Origin of the sequence: Phenylobacterium sp., assembly GCF_036495085.1 — a bacterium.
Taxonomy (GTDB): Bacteria; Pseudomonadota; Alphaproteobacteria; order Caulobacterales; family Caulobacteraceae; genus Phenylobacterium.
Map to the genome: position 1 here is coordinate 1 of NZ_DASXNL010000006.1, position 15,211 is coordinate 15,211.

A 15,211-nucleotide genomic window follows, 5' to 3' on the forward strand; every position below is an offset into this window, starting at 1 on the left:
AGGGGGTTGGCGGCCCGCCCAGAGGGCTTGACTTGCATACGGCTCGGGGCGCGAGACTTGGATATCGGGGGTATGCAGGAGGAGACGCGCATGAGTGTTTATCGGGTCACCGAGATCATCGGCACCAGCAAGACCAGCTGGGAAGACGCCGCCAAGGAGGCCCTGGCCGCGGCGGCGGGCTCATTGCGCGACTTGCGCGTCGCCGAGGTGGTGGAGCTGGACATCACACTGGGCGCCACGGGCGAGATCGACAGCTATCGCAGCCGCCTACGGGTCAGCTTCAAGTACGAGAAGGAATAGGACCCCGGAGCCTACTGCACGCCGCCGCCAAGTTTAGCCTTTTCGGCGGCTCGCGTGCCCTTAAGGATGTCGACGAGGGCGTAATTGCCTTCGTGGCAGGCGTATTCGTAGAGCGGATCCTTGCTGGCGGTGAGGCTCATCTCGGCACGCCAGGGACGGGTGTAGTAGACGGGGTCTTCGACCTGGAACTCGTAGAGGATCTGGGTTGGCGAGACGCGGGTCAGGCGCTCGGTGACCCTGCCCTTGGGCGTGAGATAGATCGGGCCCGCGCGACCCTGCTCGGCGTTCACGTTGATGGTCTCGATGACCAGGGTGTCGCCTTCCCACCAGGCCGTGGCGTCGCCCAGCCAGGGGTGCAGGGCCGCCGGGCCGTGGGCGGATAGTGCTGCGGCTTTGTCGCGGAAGACCGGGACAGCGCGGGTGTCGTGGATCATCTCGATCTCGATGGCCACGTGGTCGCGGGTCTGCACGATCTGCAGGTTGGAATTGTAGATGTTGTTGAGCATGCCCGGCCCGCCGGAGCCGCGCGAGGATATCAGGCAGCGGTCCCAGGGCTCCAGGCTCTCGGGGTTGGCGGGCGTGTCGGCGGCCCGCGAGTAGGCGTTGGCCTTGGCCACCAGGGCGCGGCCCTCCGGCGACAACGGCAACTGGCCGTCGGTCGGGTCGACGATCCACGAGGTGCGGTACTCCCCCTTCACCTGGGCCAGACTGCGGCCAGGATCCAGCCAGAAGGTATTGTAGCCGCCGGGGTCACCCGGAGTTGGCGCACCCTCCTCCGCATCAGACGGCTTGGAGCCGGCGTCGAGGAGCCGCGTCATCGGGTTGGCGCCGGCCAGCGCCTTGGCCTCGGCCGGGCTGACGCTCAGGCCGGAGACGCCTGGCGGCCGGGTGAGCTTGGTCACCGAGGCGTTGGTCCAGACGCCGGAGAGGTCGGGGTGCCCATCGGCGCTGCGCGGGAGGGGGATCGAGGCTGCGCAGGCGGGCTGGGCGAGGCTGGCGGCGGCCAACAGGCTCGCGAGAGCGGATCGGATCATGCAGCCCCTCTTCATGCCGTTTTGGTAGCAGAACTGTCGCGCCGCGCGAGGCGAATTCGGCGGCGCCGATCCGGCGGCCGCCTCATGCTGAAGCTGTAGGCATGCGGGCCATCGTGCTGGCGTCGGCGGCGCAGGCTCGCTAGGCATTTGGCGGCGAAGCTCAAGGGGGTGGTGGATGATGGATTGGCGCGGATGGGTCGCGGGCGCTGCGGTGGCGTTGATGGCCGCGGGGTCGGCACAGGCCGCCTCGCCGAAAGCCGCGGTGCGAGCCTGGCGACAGGCGCACGAGAAGGAAATCGTCGCCGACTTCTCGGCCCTGCTCTCAATGCCCAACGTCGCGACCACCGTTTCCGACGTGGAGAAGAACGCCGCCTACATTGGGGGTTTGCTGGAGAAGCGCGGGTTTCGAACCCAGCTTCTGACCTCCGAGCCCGGCACGCCGCCCTCTGTGTTCGCCGAGATGAGGGTCCCGGGCGCCAAACGGACAGTGACGTTCTACGCCCACTACGACGGCCAGCCGATCGGGCAGAAGGGCTGGATCTCGACGCCGTTCGAGCCGTCGATGCGGACTGCCCTGCCGGAAGCCAGGCCCGTGGACTGGAAGGCGACAGCCGGCCCGCTCGATCCCGACTGGCGGCTGTTCGCCCGCTCGGCCGGCGACGACAAGGGCTCAATCCAGGCGCTTATCTCCGCCCTGGATGCGCTGAAGGCTGCGGGGATCAAGCCCTCGGTCAACATCAAGCTGCTGTACGAGGGCGAGGAGGAGCAGGGCTCGCCACATTTCGCGAGGCTCGTGGCCAAGAACCTGGAAACCGTCAGAGGTGACCTCCTGATCATGGGCGACGGGCCAATGCACCAGTCGGGCAAGCAGCAGATCAACTTCGGCAACCGCGGGATCGCCGGCTTCACGGCCACGGTCTATGGGCCGCTGAAGCCGCTTCACGACGGCCACTACGGCAGTTGGGCGCCCAGCCCGACGGTGATGATCGCCTCGCTGGTGATAAGCCTTCGCGACGACGAAGGGCGGATCCTGATCCCCGGCATCTATGACGACGTCCAGCCCGTTTCGGCGGCCGACCGGGCCGCGCTGGCCGCCCTACCCGCCGTGGAGACCAGCCTGAAGACGGCGCTGGGCCTTGGCCGCAACATCGGCCCGCCGAGGCTCGCCGACGGCTATATGGCGCCGACCCTGAATGTCCGGGCGATCCATGCCGGTGACGAAGGGCCAAACGCCGCCAACGCCATCGCCACCGAGGCGAACGCCTCGTTCGACTTCCGACTCGCCCCCGGCGAGACGCCGGCCCGCGTGCACGCGCTGACCGAGGCCTTTTTGATTAACCAGGGCTGGTTCATCGTGCGCGGGACGCCGGACCTGGCGACGCGGCTAGCGCACCCGAAGGTGGTGCGGATCAATTGGGACGAGGGTGAATCCGTCGCCACAGAATCGCCGATGGAGGGTCCGGCGGCCAAGGCGGTGGCGGAGGCGATCGGCCGCACAGTCGGCTACCCGGTGCTACGGCTGCCGTTCTCCGGCGCAAGCTCCGGCATGGCCGAGATCGTCAACCAGATGAAGGCGCCGATGGTCGGCGTCTCAATCGCCAACTACGACGACAACCAGCACGCCCAGAACGAAAACCTGCGACTCGGCAACCTCTGGGACGGGATCGAGGTCTATGCTGGCCTGCTCGCGGACCTGGACTGGTGACTCACCAAGGACAGCGTCCCCGCCGAGAGGGTGCGGGGACGCTGCGACCTTGCACGCGGTCGACTATCGGAGAGCGAACCTTGTCGGCTGCGGCTGGTCGTAGAGCGCCGTGACCAGCGGAGCGTCGAGGCTCTTCACCGCCGTCGCCACCATGGTCCGGTGGCACCGCCAGTACTCGGCGTCGTAAGTCCATTCGCCGGGGACGGTGCAGAACTGCCTGGCGGCGATGTCGATCCGGGAGAGGATCTCCTGGGCGCCGGCGCTCGTGGTCGGCTCGAGGTCGCCGACGTGGATGCGCATCGTAGCGGTGCTGGCTGAGGCGGCGCCCGCAAGGAGTGCGAGCGCAACGCCGGCTGGAATAACCCGTTTCATGATGGTGGTCCTTCGCTTGGGTCGCCCCACATGCGACTCCCAAGCTTTGGCGCCGAAGCGACGGGCCGGCTGTGCCGGACGGCACAGGCCTCCCTATTTGCGGGCCTTGAATCTCAGCGGCATGACCCTCGGACCCGAGATGAAGTTCGACGCCAGCCACTGGGGCGGCGCAGCCAGTTCGAAGTCGCCCATGCGGGTCAGGACCTCAGTGAGCATGGCGTCGATCTCGATGCGGGCTATGTGCTGGCCGAGGCAGCCGTGCGGCCCGGTGCCGAAGGCGATGTGAGGGTTCGGCTCGCGGGCCAGGTCCAGGGCGTCGGGTCTGTCGAATACGGTCGCGTCGCGGTTGGCGGCGCCGAAGTACATGACCACCTTGTCGCCCTCGCGGATCTGCCGGCCGGCGAGCTCGACATCATGGCGAGCGGTGCGGCGCATGTAGATCACCGGGCTCGTCCAGCGCAGCAACTCCTCGCGCGCCACGGGCAGGCGCCCGGCCAGGTCAGCCATCAGCCAGGCGAACTGGCCGGGATTCGCCATCAAGGCCAGCAGCCCGCCCGACAACAGGTTCCGCGTCGTGTCGCCGCCGGCGTCGACCAACAGCAGAAAGAACAGCAGGAACTCCATGTCCTCGAGGCGACGGCCGTCGACCTCGCAGGCCAGAAGCCTGGAGGCCAGATCGTCGCCGGGTCGGGCGCGCTTTTCTGCGATTACGCCTTGGCCGTATTCGAACATCTTGGCGACCGCAGCGCCACCCGCGCCCGGCGGCAAGGCCTCCGGCGCGGTATGGATCGTCTCGGTGAGCTTGTAGAGCTCTCGCCCGTCATCCAGGGGCAAGCCCATCAGTTCGGCGATGACGAAGGAGGGCATCTCGCCTGCGACCTCGGCGACGAAATCGCACTCGCCCTTTTTGATCACCGCATCGACGATTCCGCGGGCAAGGGCCTTGATCCGTTCCTCGCGAAGGTGCGCCGCCGGCAGCGTGAACTCCTGGCGGATCAGCTTGCGGAACGCGGTGTGCTCCGGCGGGTCCATCATCAGCATCATCTTGTAGGGCCCGAACCCCTGTCCCTGACCGGGCGGCGGGTCGGGGATCATGATCGTAGGCTCCGACGAAAAGGCCTGGAAATCGCGGTCGACGGCCCAGACGTCGGCGTGTCGGGTCACCGCCCAGAAGCCGCGGCCGCCCGGCTCGTCATGCCAACGCACAGGCTCGTTCTCGCGCAGCCAGCGGAACTGGTCGTGCGGCTGGCCGTCGGAAAAGCTCGTCGGCGACAGAAGGTCGATCTTCATGGCGGGCCCTATTTGCTGATCCGGGAAAGCTCGAATTCGGCCAGGCTGGCGAGTTCGCGCAAGCTGGCTGCAAGCGCATCGAGCGCTCGGTCGTCGGCCGCCATCACATTGCCGCTGAACTCGAGAATGGCGCCGTCATGGGAACGGCCGAAGCTAAGTTCGCGCAGCGACACATCGTGCCGGCGCAGGAGGTCGATCAGGCTCGCCTGGTCGGGGGCTTCGGCCGCTCGGAAGCGAAAGCGCGACCAAGCGTAGACGCGCGCCGGAAATATGGCCTCCACCCAGCGCAGCGCCGCCCGGGCGCGGAAGCTGCGCTCGGCTCCAATGACGCCCCCGGCCAGCCAGGCTGCGCCTAGGCACATCGCGATTTGGACGTAGAGCGCACTCATGGCTTCCTAGTCTCCGGTTATGGGAAGCTCAGAAAGGGACTGGGGCATGTCGCGGCATGAGCCTGTACTGAATCCGGTGGCGATCAAGGAGCTGCATCCAACCCAGATCACCGTGGGCTATCGCGAAGTCGCTGAAAAGCGTCGGCTGTGGCGCGAAAAGGGCGGCGCCGAAGGCTCCGAGTACCTGGGCCGGCACATGATCCCGGTGGTCAAGGGACCGAAGGACCGGCATTACATCCTCGACCACCATCACCTCTGCCGAGCCCTCCTGGAGGAAGGGGTGAAGGATATATTGGTCGATGTGATCTCCGACCTGCGCGGGCTCAAGCGGCCGGAGTTCTGGAGCTATCTCGACCAGCGCGCCTGGTGCCACCCCTACGACGCCTCGGGCGAGCGCGTCGCATTCAAGGCGATTCCCATCGCAGTCGCCGACCTGCCCGACGACCCCTACCGCAGCCTGGCGGGCGAACTTCGCCGAGCCGGCGGATTCGCCAAGGACATCACCCCGTTCAGCGAGTTCATCTGGGCCAACTACCTGCGCCGGCGGGTGAAGCCCAGGCTGCTGGCCGAGGATTTCGGCGCGGCGCTTTCCCACGCCCTGAAGCTCGCCAAGGCTGACACGGCGGACTTCATGCCCGGCTGGTGCGGACCGAGCTCCCCGGACTAGAGCAAGCGCCACGGGCTTTGGGGGACCGAGAAAGCGGCTGAAGGGATCCCCAGCCAGCGGAGGCTAACCTCTGTCGGCTGAGCTGCCTCCGCCGGTGGGGAGGAACGGTCGCGCCGGTAGTCTTACGAAGGGGGTTTCAGGTTCAGCCGAATAGCGACCTCGACCTCCCCGTCGCTGACGGGCGCGCCATCCAGCGACCAGAGGTTCGCTCTGAGCGTCCCTGCAAGCTTGGCGGCGGCCTCGGAGAATCCCAGCCCGGAAGGCTCCTCGCCGGTCGGCCTGCAAGCGCGCAGCGAGCCGTCGGAAGCGATCTGGCAGCGCGCCACGCCGCGGCCGCTCGTCACCTTTTCGGCAGCAGCCTCGGGCGGGAACAACTTGATCGCCGATCGCGCATCGAAACCCGCGACCCAGATAGGCGCATCAACGACTCGGTCGATTTGGCTGGCCGGCGGAAACCGAATCGGAATGTCCACCCACAGCAATGTTCGCCGATGCGGCGGCTCTCGCCGGGTGTCGACCAGGAACTTTGGTTTGAGCCGGAGCGCCGCGCGGCCGAATCCGTGGCCGATCGGGGTTTCTTTCAGGATCGTGCAATCCGAGAGGCCGCCGGATGCGCCGGTGAGGCAATGCAGTACGACATAACCCTCCACGCCCCGGCCGCCGGCCGGATAAACCCTCGCGAGATCCTCAAAGCGAGGCGCCTGCGCCCACACAGGATCATTCCAGATGTTGACGCTGTCCGGCTGAAGGGCGTCATGCGGACGGTAGGCTTGCGTGGACGGATGTTCGTCGGTGCTCTTGAACTCCACGGCGAGCGGCATCGTGGCCATGATCGGTCCGTCGGGGCCGCGGGGCGGCGTGACCTTGAGTAGCATCCGCATCTGCAGAGCCAACTCGCCGAAGCCGGCCCCCTTGGGGGATTCGGAGGCCACCTCGCACCACTCGGCCAGGCCGTGCCTGTCGACCCGGCAGCTCAACACGACCCGTCCGTCCTGGGTTGAATCGTAGGCGGGGCTCGGCCAGGCATCCATAATCGCCCGGCTCGCCGGGTCCTTGCCGTCCATTCGCACCGTGGTCGCCGGTGCGGTTACGCCGGTCACAACGACGGGGGAAACCGTGTTTGGTGGCTGCGCAGCCAGGGCGGCGAGCATCAGGATCAGCGGCATGATCGCCTCCTCTGGACGCCGAACGTAATCCAAACCGGCATCGCGCTGAAATTCCGGCGCAGCCCGAGGGCTCCCGTCTAGTCGGGCGGATTGGACGTCTTCGGGGCTCCGACCGGACCCCGAACCTGGGCCGCGATGCAAGTCCGGCTGCCCGGAATAACCCACAGTCGGCCAAGGATGGCGTGCCGGCGCGACTAGGCGCCTTTGGGGCGTGGTGGTAGCTGCGGCAGATGAGCAGACACGCCCGCTTCCGCGCCCCCATAGCCGCGTCCGTCGTCGGCCTGATCTGCGCCATGGCGCTCGGCGGCTGCATGACCGAGCGGATAAAGCCGACGCCCAGCCAGGCGGTTCTGCAGACCCGCGCCGGCGAGGGCGCCAAGCCTGCGGCTTGCCCGGTGGGCGACATCGCCTCTGTCTCGCCGATGGAAGTGGGTTTCGGCTTCGCAGAAACCGGGCTCAGCGACGTCGCCCAGCGGCAGGTCGCCAAGGCGGCTGTCTGGCTGAAGTGCAACCCGGGCGTCGCAGTCGTGATCCTGCCCTCAGCCGACAGCCACGGCGCAATCGCTCACCAGCAGGAGATCGCCCAGGCCCGCGCAAAGGCCGTGGTCGACGGCTTGCGGGGCGCCGGCGCCACCGAGGCGGTGATCCGTACGCTGGCGATGGGAGCCCCCGACCAACTCGCCGCCCCGCACCTGGTGATTACCGCCCGCAGCCGAGGCTGGTAGGGCGCGCGCGCCGGGAAGCGGGCCAAGCTGGCCGCGCAGGCGCGGCGGCAGGCCGCGCCCGGTCGCCGCATTACGGCGAATTATCTTTCTTGAAAGGCTGAGGCGCGACACAAGGGACACGAATCCGGATTCGCGCTGAGGGGCCGCGCGTCCGTCCAGGAGACTCTTGCCTTGGTGCTTGCCCTTCTTGCCGCTGGTTCCCTGTCGCTGTCCGCGCCTGACCTGCCGCGCCTGCCCCCCCTGACCCGTCCCGCGCAGATCACCTACGTCGACCGATCAGGCGCCGTGATCGGCGTACGGGGCGGCCGTTACGCTCCGCCGGTCGACCTGGCCAAGCTCCCGGCCTACGTGCCGGCGGCGTTCGTCTCCATCGAGGACCGGCGGTTCTATGAACATTCTGGCTTTGATCCCGTGGGCATGGCGCGCGCGGTCGTGGCCGACCTGAGCGCCGGCAAGAGCCAGGGCGCCTCGACCATCACCCAGCAGCTGGCGCGCAACCTCTATCTCAGCGCCGACCAGACGATCGAGCGCAAGGCGACCGAGCTCATGTATGCCGTGCAGCTCGAGCGCACCTATACGAAGAAGCAGATCCTCGGCCTCTACCTGAGCCGCGTCTATTTCGGCGAGGGGGCCTACGGGCTCGAGGCGGCGTCCCAGCGATATTTCAACAAGCCGGCGTCCAGGCTGACGGTCAGGGAGGCCGCCATGCTGGCCGGAATCCTGAAGTCGCCGACCCACTACGATCCGGCGGACCAGCCGGAGAACTCGGCCGAACGAACCAAGCTGGTGCTCGATGCGATGGTGGAGACCGGAGCGATCAGTCCGGCCGAGCGGGCCAAGGCTTTGAGCCAGACTCCCAGGGTCTGGCCGACCGCCCCATCGGCGCCGGCGCAGTATTTCGTTGACTGGCTGGACGGCCAGACACGCGCCGTGGTCGGACCGGTGAAGCAGGACCTCGTGGTCGAGACCACGCTGGATCTGCCGGCCGAGATCGCCGCGGGCGATGCGGCAAGGAAGACAGCGGAGCGTTTCGCCAACCAGGGTGTCGAGCAGGCGGCCGTGGTGACGCTGGATGGCGCGGGGCGCGTGCGCGCGATGGTGGGCGGCGTGGACTATGGGCACAGCCCCTACAATCGTGCGGTCAACGCCCACCGGCAGGCGGGCTCATCCTGGAAACCCTTCGTCTATCTGACGGCCATGGAGGCCGGCGGCACCCCGGACATGATCGTTGTCGACGAGCCGGTGACCATCAACGGCTGGTCGCCCCGCAACTTCGAGCCCGAGTTCATGGGTCAGGTCACCCTGGAACAGGCGCTGGCGCACTCGATCAATACCGTGGCGGCGCGGCTCGCCGACCAGGTGGGGCGTGACAACGTTGCAGCCACCGCCCACCGGCTCGGGATCAGCTCGACCCTCAACACCGACCCTGCGATGGCGCTCGGCACGAACCTGGTCACGCCGCTGGAGATGGCCCAGGCCTACGGCGCCTTCGGCAACGGCGGCTACCGCGTGGCGGCCTATGGCATCGAACGGATCCGCACCAGCGGCGGCCAGCTGCTCTTCCAGCATCGGGCGAGCTCACCGGTGCAGGCGATCCAGAACCCGCCGCTGGGCGAGATGCAGCAGATGATGCGCACGGTGATGAAGATCGGCACCGGCACGCATGCGATGGTACCGGGCTATGACCTGGCCGGGAAGACCGGGACGACCTCGGACTACAAGGACGCCTGGTTCTGCGGCTACACCGGTGGGCTTTCCACTGTGGTCTGGGTGGGTCGCGACAATAACACCTCGATGCGCGGGATTACCGGAGCGATGGCCCCTTCGGAGATCTGGCGCGGCTACATGGCTCAGGCGCTGAAGCGCCTGCCCAACGGCCCGATACCGCCCGGGCCGCCGGCGCCCCTGCCGGTCGCACCGACGCCTGTGGCGGCGCCGAGCGAGCCGACGGACGCTGCCCCGCAGCCCACCGCGGGTGCGCCGACCTAGGTTGGTGTCCAAGTTCCGGCGGGGCGCAATACCCCTGCGGGCGCCAAGGCCTTTAGCCGAAAACCGCGCGCAAGTGGCCGATCCCTGCGGAACATGCTGAGGTCGCGGTCAGAGCCAACACGGACAACCTGATGAAGACCTACCGGATCGGGGTGATAGGCCTTGGACAGCGGATCGCCCATGTGCTGGCCGCTATGCGCGAGGTCGGCTGGAGCCTGAAGGTGGCGGGCCAGGTCGATCCGGCGCCGGTCGGCGCGCAGATCCTGGCCGCCGCCGGGATCGCCGGGGGACCGAGCTTCGCCACGCCCGCGGAGGTATTGGCGCAGGGGCCCTTCGACCTGGTCATGGTGGGCACGCCCAACCACCTGCATTTCGAGCATATCAACCTGGCGCTGGACGCCGGTTTTCCGGTGTTCGCCGAAAAGCCGATCGTGCGCACCCAGGCTGAGAGCCTGGCGCTGGCGAGCCGCCTGACGCAGGCCGCGGGTCCTCCGCTGTACATCGGCCTTGTGATGCGCTCGATGCCGATCGTGCGCGAAGTCATCGCGCGCGTGGACTCAGGCGAGCTGGGCGAGATCGTCTCCATCGACGCCACAGAGCACCTGGGCCCCGAGCACGGCGGCTATCTGGCGCGGAATTGGCGGCGGCGCGCTCAATGGGGAGGGTCCTACCTGCTCGACAAGGTCTGCCACGACTTCGATATTTTCGGGCGGATCGCCGGCGCGCGCCCTGCAAAGGTGGCGAGCTTTGGCGGTCGTCGGATCTTCACCGCCGAGCGCGCGGCGGCGAGCCGGACCTGGGACGATGGTGAGCCGGCTTATGTGGTCCCCGACCCCGGCTGGATGGGCGCCAACGACGCCTTCCAATCCGACATGGACGTCACCGATCACCAGACCGCGATGGTCGAGTACGAAAACCGGGTGAGGCTGTCGTTCCACGCCAACAGCCACGTGGGCCTGACCGAGCGGCGTTGGTACGTGGCCGGGACCGAAGGGACGCTGATCGCCGATTTGGTCCGCAATAGGCTGATGGTGCGTCGCGCGCTCTCGCGACAGAAACCGGAGCGGATCGACTACGGCGGCCGCACTGCCGACGCGCACAACGGCGCCGACCAGGCCATGGCCCGCGACCTGCTGGCCTCGCTGCAGGATGGCGCGCCATTCCCGGTCACGCCGTTCGAGGGCCTGGAGGCCGGGTTGACGGTCATGGCCATAGACGAGGCCATGACGTCGGGCGAGATGCTGGACTGCCGCCCGATGTGGGCGCGCTACGATGCGGCGATGAAGCGGTCCTAGAAGAAGGCGCCGTAGATCACGTCGACGATGCGGCCGGTGCGGAGTTCCACAAGCAGCAGGTCAGGTCCGAAACGCACCCAGCGGAACCCGAAGGGGGCCCCGGCGACACCCATGGTGAGGGTGTCGTCGATGAAGAACTGAGGCGTCAGGAACAGCGCCGGCAGGGTCAGGCCCACGCTCCACCTGCGATAACGCCAGCCAGGAGGATAGCGCCACGGCCGGCCATGGACGGGCCGGAAGTTGGGCGGGCGCCCCGAACCCGGCCGGTGCGGCCCGATCGGCGGTGGCGGCCGAGGTCGCGAAGGCGGGCGATGCCCGCCCTGGTGCGGAGGCCGCTGACCAGGAGGCCGCTGGCCCGAGGGAGGCCGCTGTCCGCCTGCGTTGGGCGGCCTGCCACCGCCGGGACGTCCACCGCCTCCGCCGCCTGGAGCCGCGCCCTGTCCTCCGCCGGGGCGACCGCCCCCGGTTCCGCCGCCACTTGGACGACCGCCCTGTCCGCCACCGGATCCGCCCGGCCGGCCACCTCTGCCGCGGCCAGCAGGCGGCTGTTGACCTAACGGGGCCTCGCCGCCGCTCCCCCCGCCGCGATCGGGACGCTGGGCTAGCGCAAGGCCGGGAGCGAACAGCGACAAGGCTGAGGTGATGAAGAGGCGCCTGTCCAACACGATCTCCTTCTCGCTACGGGGCGAGCCTACTCGCAAGGCGCGCCAAGTCTTCACCGGAAACGTCGCCGGCGTTCAGACCGTTACCAGCGCCTCGCCGAAAAGGTCCTGCAGCAGCGGCGTCTTCGGGTAGGGTTCGTGCCGATACTGGCGAAAGCCCTCGCCCAACTCGCGGCCGAAGTCGCGGCCGCGGCGGCGGGACCAGCGCTCCATGGAACCCAGGTGGTCGGCGATCCCATGCTGGCGGGCGACCCAGGCGGCCTGGCTGGCATGACACGCCAGCATCTGCCGTTTCATGGCGAACCCCTCGGCGATATCGACTCCGAAATCGGGGACGATGCGATTTCCCTGCCGATCGCGCCCACCGATCGGGTCCATGAAATAGAGGTGCGGGATGGCCTCCAGGGCTGCGGCCGGACCTGTCCGGTAGTTGGGCACGGAGGCGGCGAAGCAGGCATCTCGGGTGAGTTGGCTCGCCGCCTCATGGTCGGGGTGGTAGTCGGCCGGTGAGGCGGCGATCACCACCTCGGCGCGGCCCCATCGAATGAGTTCGGTCACCGCGCGGCGCGAGGCGTCGTCGTTGAAGACGCCCAGGTCGGGCAGGTCGGCGCAGGCGTATTCGGCCCCGATCAGGGCGGCCGCGGCGGCCGCCTCCGCCTTGCGGATGCGCGCGGTGGCGGCGAGGTCGGTCTGCGCGGAGCCACATTCTCCGGCGGTCAGGGTGGCGATGCGGATCGCATGGCCCTTTGCCGCCAGCACCGCCAGCGAGCCAGCCGCCAAGTGCTCGATATCGTCGGGATGGGCGTGAACCGCCAGCACTGTCGCCATGACGCCGAGGCTAGGCCAAGGACCGCCCCAGCGCCATCGCGACAAGCCCATGCAAAAGCGACTGGAAACCGCTAAAATAACGCGATACGATGTAAATGTATCGAAGTTGATGGCGTTCGTTTCAATCGCGTAACTTGGATAACGCGATTATCCAAGCCCGCCGACTTCGAGCGGTCGAGCTTTCGAGCCGGCGGGGAGGTCTTGGGTCGCCGCCGGCGTTTCGGATGTTGGGGGGCAAGAATGGACCGCGACTGGGTGGTCTTCACCAAGGGCCTGCTGCGGGCCGCGATGATGCGCAAGGGCGTCACATATAAAGGGCTCGTCGAACGGCTGGCCGCCATCGGCGTCCGCGAGACCGAAGCCAACCTCAGGAACAAGATCAGCCGAGGCGGCTTCACCGGGACGTTCCTTATCCAGTGCCTGGTGGCCATGGACATCTCGACCCTGCGCCTCGACGACCTGACTTAGACGGCCACGAGGCGGCCCCTCAGAACCGCCAATGCCACAAGGTACCGCGTGGGGCGACGCCCGCGCGAAGCGGAGCTTTAGCCGCCAAGCCTCCAGCCGACTTCCTTGGCGAGGACCGCGAAGAACTCCGGCGAGTAGGCCGCTTCGGGGTCCTTGCGGACCAGCGCGTCCATCCGGTGGGCGTCCTCGCCGACCAGGATGCGCCAGCGGTCGGCTTTGACGCCATCGAGGATGATGGTGGCGGCTTCGGCCGCGGTGGTCGGCGCCTCCTCAAGGAAGCGGCGATGTTGTTCGGCGACCATGGCCTGCAGGGCCGCGTCGGGAAGCTGGCTCACGTCGACGCCGGCGCGGGCGATGCGCTCGCGGGCGCGGACAAGGTCCTCCTCGCTCAGCGTGTCCTCATCGCGGCCGCTCATCACCTTTCGGGAGTTGGCGACGATGGACGTGCCGATGTGACCGGGCATCACGACCGAGACCTTGATGTGAGGGGCGTTGAGCGCCAGGTCGGTGATCAGGGCTTCGGAGAACCCCTTCACCGCGAACTTCGCCGCGGCGTAGGCCGTGTGGCTGACGTTCGGACCGAGGCTCGCCCAGAAACCGTTGACGCTGGAGGTGTTGACGATGTGGGCCTGATCGGCCGCCTGCAGCATGGGCAGGAACGTGCGCACCCCAAGATAGACCCCGCCCCAGCAGACGTTGAACGTCCGCTCCCACTCCTGGCGGCTGTCGAGGATCATCGAGCCGCCGCCGCCGATGCCGGCGTTGTTGAAGAGCAGGTGGAGCTTGTCGGTATCGTGCTGAGCCGCCGCCTCATCGCGGAAGCGCATCAGCTGGGTCTCGTCCGAAACGTCGGCCAGGTGTGCGGTGACCCGGGCGCCCTGCGGAACGCCGTCCGCCTCGCATAGCGCGATGGTCTCGGCCATGTTCTTCGCGGAGACATCGCACATGGCGACGCTGCAGCCCTCTGCGATCAGCTGGCGGGCGAGCTCGCGCCCCATGCCGGTTCCGCCGCCAGTGACGATGGCGATCTTGCCTGCGAAGTCCTGCATTGCGCGCTTCCCTGGATTAGGCCCCGAGCTTCCGTGAGGCTCGACGCCAGCTTGGCGCGCCGCCCCGTGGCCGTCCACTGTGACGCGGCGGAACGTGGACCCGGCGCGGCGGGTTTTGCCGCCGCACCCACCCCCTCAAGACCCAAAGGGCAAGCCATGAAGCTCTATCTGTCACCAGGCGCCTGCAGCCTTGCTGATCACATCGCCCTTCACGAGGCCCGCCTCGACTTCGACCGTATCCGGGTCGACCTGAAGGCTAAGACGACCGAAGACGGGCGGGACTTCCTGCAGATAAACCCAAAGGGCTATGTGCCCGCCCTGGAGTTCGACGACGGCCAGGTGCTGACCGAGAACATCGCCATCCTCAGCTGGGTGACGGACCAGGACAGCTCGCTGAGCCCTCCCGGGCCGATGGGCCGATATCGCCTGCTGGAGACGCTCGCCTACATCTCCTCGGAGATCCACAAGAGCTTCAAACCCTATTTCAGGCCCGGCGCGGGGGACCCGGAGAAGGCTGAGGCAGCCCAGGTCATCGGCCGGCGGCTGGCCCTGCTCGCCCAAGGCCTGACGGACGACTACCTGTTCGGCCGGACAGCCACCGTCGCCGATGCATATCTCTTTGTGATGTGCCGGTGGGCCTCAGGGTTCGGGATCACCCTGCCCGATCCGCTGCCGGCCTTCGTGGCGCGGATGAAGGCCCGCCCCGCGGTGCGCCTGGCCATGGAACACGAAGGCCTTGCCGAACCTGCAGTCAGGTAACACCCCCGTTCAGCCGCCATTCAGTCGCCGCTTCGTAGCCTGGCGAGGACGAACATTAGGCCTTCCGGCCGTAAGCCTTACGAGGAAGCAACGATGAGAAAGGTTCTCACGGCCGCGATGGCGGCGATCACGCTTGGGGGCGCAGTCTGCGCGACGGCGGCTCCGGCCCAGGCGCGTCCTCACGGCTACAGCCATTACGGCCACTACTACGGGCACAACAATGCCGGCGCCGCCGTGGCTGCCGGTGTCGTAGGCTTGGCGTTGGGCGCGGCCATTGCGAGCAACCACGGCTACTACAACCGCGGTTACTATGGCGGCTACTACGGCGCCGGATACTATCCGGCCTACAGCTACGGCTACGCCTACGCCCCGCCCGCCTACCGGGTCTGCGAGAGCACCCGGTGGGTCTGGGATCCCTACATCGGCCGCAACGTTCCGGTGGCCACCCGCTACGCCTGCTAAGGCCCGTGGTGGTCGCGCCCCGTCCCCCTCCTTTGCGGGGGAGGACGGCGG

Annotated in this window: 17 protein-coding genes; 9 read left to right on the forward strand and 8 right to left on the reverse strand. The window is 67.9% G+C overall.

The window, feature by feature from the left end:
* Positions 1 to 90 precede the first annotated feature (90 nt).
* Complete coding sequence (locus tag VGI62_RS00565; protein WP_331502435.1) at positions 91 to 300, forward strand: dodecin family protein; 210 nt, start codon at positions 91 to 93, stop codon at positions 298 to 300.
* Positions 301 to 311: 11 nt separating this feature from the next.
* Here the strand turns inward: VGI62_RS00565 and VGI62_RS00570 are convergent, their stop codons facing one another.
* Positions 312 to 1,334: a hypothetical protein gene (locus VGI62_RS00570; protein WP_331502436.1), complete on the reverse strand. Its 1,023-nt coding sequence runs from the start codon at positions 1,332 to 1,334 to the stop codon at positions 312 to 314.
* Positions 1,335 to 1,512: 178 nt separating this feature from the next.
* On the opposite strand from VGI62_RS00570, the gene VGI62_RS00575 reads away from it, so the two are divergent.
* Positions 1,513 to 3,039, forward strand: a complete 1,527-nt coding sequence (locus VGI62_RS00575; protein ID WP_331502437.1) for a M20/M25/M40 family metallo-hydrolase — start codon at positions 1,513 to 1,515, stop codon at positions 3,037 to 3,039.
* A gap of 63 nt (positions 3,040 to 3,102) precedes the next feature.
* Here VGI62_RS00575 and VGI62_RS00580 read toward each other — a convergent pair whose 3' ends face one another.
* From VGI62_RS00580 to VGI62_RS00590, 3 genes are all read right to left on the reverse strand, one after another.
* A complete protein-coding gene (locus tag VGI62_RS00580) occupies positions 3,103 to 3,411 on the reverse strand; it encodes a UrcA family protein (RefSeq protein WP_331502438.1) in 309 nt (102 codons plus the stop codon).
* Positions 3,412 to 3,504: 93 nt separating this feature from the next.
* Complete coding sequence (locus VGI62_RS00585) at positions 3,505 to 4,701, reverse strand: cytochrome P450 (protein ID WP_331502439.1); 1,197 nt, start codon at positions 4,699 to 4,701, stop codon at positions 3,505 to 3,507.
* 8 nt (positions 4,702 to 4,709) lie between these two features.
* Positions 4,710 to 5,090 (reverse strand): hypothetical protein, encoded by a 381-nt coding sequence (locus VGI62_RS00590; RefSeq protein WP_331502440.1) that lies wholly within the window; start codon positions 5,088 to 5,090, stop codon positions 4,710 to 4,712.
* Between the two features lie 46 nt (positions 5,091 to 5,136).
* Between VGI62_RS00590 and VGI62_RS00595 the strand changes: the two genes are divergently transcribed.
* On the forward strand, positions 5,137 to 5,757 hold the full coding sequence (locus tag VGI62_RS00595; RefSeq protein WP_331502441.1) for a ParB-like protein: 621 nt from the start codon (positions 5,137 to 5,139) through the stop codon (positions 5,755 to 5,757).
* Positions 5,758 to 5,879: 122 nt separating this feature from the next.
* Here the strand turns inward: VGI62_RS00595 and VGI62_RS00600 are convergent, their stop codons facing one another.
* Positions 5,880 to 6,923 (reverse strand): energy transducer TonB, encoded by a 1,044-nt coding sequence (locus VGI62_RS00600; protein ID WP_331502442.1) that lies wholly within the window; start codon positions 6,921 to 6,923, stop codon positions 5,880 to 5,882.
* A 230-nt stretch (positions 6,924 to 7,153) separates the two neighbouring features.
* Here VGI62_RS00600 and VGI62_RS00605 point away from each other — a divergent pair, with 230 nt between their 5' ends.
* From VGI62_RS00605 to VGI62_RS00615, 3 genes are all read left to right on the forward strand, one after another.
* Positions 7,154 to 7,648, forward strand: coding sequence for a hypothetical protein (locus VGI62_RS00605; protein ID WP_331502443.1), 495 nt, complete (start codon positions 7,154 to 7,156; stop codon positions 7,646 to 7,648).
* Between the two features lie 174 nt (positions 7,649 to 7,822).
* On the forward strand, positions 7,823 to 9,637 hold the full coding sequence (locus VGI62_RS00610; RefSeq protein WP_331502481.1) for a PBP1A family penicillin-binding protein: 1,815 nt from the start codon (positions 7,823 to 7,825) through the stop codon (positions 9,635 to 9,637).
* Between the two features lie 131 nt (positions 9,638 to 9,768).
* The gene (locus VGI62_RS00615) at positions 9,769 to 10,932 is read left to right on the forward strand and encodes a Gfo/Idh/MocA family oxidoreductase (protein WP_331502444.1); all 1,164 of its coding nucleotides are present in this window, start codon (positions 9,769 to 9,771) and stop codon (positions 10,930 to 10,932) included.
* Here the strand turns inward: VGI62_RS00615 and VGI62_RS00620 are convergent.
* Both VGI62_RS00620 and VGI62_RS00625 read right to left on the reverse strand, forming a co-directional pair.
* Entirely contained in the window at positions 10,929 to 11,108 is a 180-nt protein-coding gene (locus VGI62_RS00620) for an RcnB family protein (protein ID WP_331502445.1), read from the reverse strand. The two genes, VGI62_RS00615 and VGI62_RS00620, sit on opposite strands and share 4 nt — an antisense overlap.
* Before the next feature lie 561 nt (positions 11,109 to 11,669).
* A complete protein-coding gene (locus tag VGI62_RS00625; protein WP_331502446.1) occupies positions 11,670 to 12,422 on the reverse strand; it encodes a PIG-L family deacetylase in 753 nt (250 codons plus the stop codon).
* A gap of 240 nt (positions 12,423 to 12,662) precedes the next feature.
* Between VGI62_RS00625 and VGI62_RS00630 the strand changes: the two genes are divergently transcribed.
* Positions 12,663 to 12,890, forward strand: a complete 228-nt coding sequence (locus VGI62_RS00630) for a DUF6471 domain-containing protein (RefSeq protein ID WP_331502447.1) — start codon at positions 12,663 to 12,665, stop codon at positions 12,888 to 12,890.
* Positions 12,891 to 12,967: 77 nt separating this feature from the next.
* On the opposite strand, the gene VGI62_RS00635 is transcribed toward VGI62_RS00630, so the two are convergent.
* The gene (locus tag VGI62_RS00635; RefSeq protein WP_331502448.1) at positions 12,968 to 13,939 is read right to left on the reverse strand and encodes an SDR family oxidoreductase; all 972 of its coding nucleotides are present in this window, start codon (positions 13,937 to 13,939) and stop codon (positions 12,968 to 12,970) included.
* Between the two features lie 156 nt (positions 13,940 to 14,095).
* On the opposite strand from VGI62_RS00635, the gene VGI62_RS00640 reads away from it, so the two are divergent.
* Both VGI62_RS00640 and VGI62_RS00645 read left to right on the forward strand, forming a co-directional pair.
* A complete protein-coding gene (locus VGI62_RS00640) occupies positions 14,096 to 14,698 on the forward strand; it encodes a glutathione S-transferase N-terminal domain-containing protein (protein ID WP_331502449.1) in 603 nt (200 codons plus the stop codon).
* Between the two features lie 93 nt (positions 14,699 to 14,791).
* Positions 14,792 to 15,160: a hypothetical protein gene (locus tag VGI62_RS00645; protein WP_331502450.1), complete on the forward strand. Its 369-nt coding sequence runs from the start codon at positions 14,792 to 14,794 to the stop codon at positions 15,158 to 15,160.
* Positions 15,161 to 15,211: the final 51 nt, after the last annotated feature.

What these genes read in the sequence shown, in the direction of transcription:
- VGI62_RS00565 (WP_331502435.1), top strand. Translation starts at nt 91, where the DNA reads ATGAGTGTTTATCGGGTCACCGAGATCATCGGCACCAGCAAGACCAGC.
- VGI62_RS00570 (WP_331502436.1), bottom strand. Translation starts at nt 1,334, where the DNA reads ATGATCCGATCCGCTCTCGCGAGCCTGTTGGCCGCCGCCAGCCTCGCC.
- VGI62_RS00575 (WP_331502437.1), top strand. Translation starts at nt 1,513, where the DNA reads ATGGATTGGCGCGGATGGGTCGCGGGCGCTGCGGTGGCGTTGATGGCC.
- VGI62_RS00580 (WP_331502438.1), bottom strand. Translation starts at nt 3,411, where the DNA reads ATGAAACGGGTTATTCCAGCCGGCGTTGCGCTCGCACTCCTTGCGGGC.
- VGI62_RS00585 (WP_331502439.1), bottom strand. Translation starts at nt 4,701, where the DNA reads ATGAAGATCGACCTTCTGTCGCCGACGAGCTTTTCCGACGGCCAGCCG.
- VGI62_RS00590 (WP_331502440.1), bottom strand. Translation starts at nt 5,090, where the DNA reads ATGAGTGCGCTCTACGTCCAAATCGCGATGTGCCTAGGCGCAGCCTGG.
- VGI62_RS00595 (WP_331502441.1), top strand. Translation starts at nt 5,137, where the DNA reads ATGTCGCGGCATGAGCCTGTACTGAATCCGGTGGCGATCAAGGAGCTG.
- VGI62_RS00600 (WP_331502442.1), bottom strand. Translation starts at nt 6,923, where the DNA reads ATGCCGCTGATCCTGATGCTCGCCGCCCTGGCTGCGCAGCCACCAAAC.
- VGI62_RS00605 (WP_331502443.1), top strand. Translation starts at nt 7,154, where the DNA reads ATGAGCAGACACGCCCGCTTCCGCGCCCCCATAGCCGCGTCCGTCGTC.
- VGI62_RS00615 (WP_331502444.1), top strand. Translation starts at nt 9,769, where the DNA reads ATGAAGACCTACCGGATCGGGGTGATAGGCCTTGGACAGCGGATCGCC.
- VGI62_RS00625 (WP_331502446.1), bottom strand. Translation starts at nt 12,422, where the DNA reads ATGGCGACAGTGCTGGCGGTTCACGCCCATCCCGACGATATCGAGCAC.
- VGI62_RS00630 (WP_331502447.1), top strand. Translation starts at nt 12,663, where the DNA reads ATGGACCGCGACTGGGTGGTCTTCACCAAGGGCCTGCTGCGGGCCGCG.
- VGI62_RS00635 (WP_331502448.1), bottom strand. Translation starts at nt 13,939, where the DNA reads ATGCAGGACTTCGCAGGCAAGATCGCCATCGTCACTGGCGGCGGAACC.
- VGI62_RS00640 (WP_331502449.1), top strand. Translation starts at nt 14,096, where the DNA reads ATGAAGCTCTATCTGTCACCAGGCGCCTGCAGCCTTGCTGATCACATC.
- VGI62_RS00645 (WP_331502450.1), top strand. Translation starts at nt 14,792, where the DNA reads ATGAGAAAGGTTCTCACGGCCGCGATGGCGGCGATCACGCTTGGGGGC.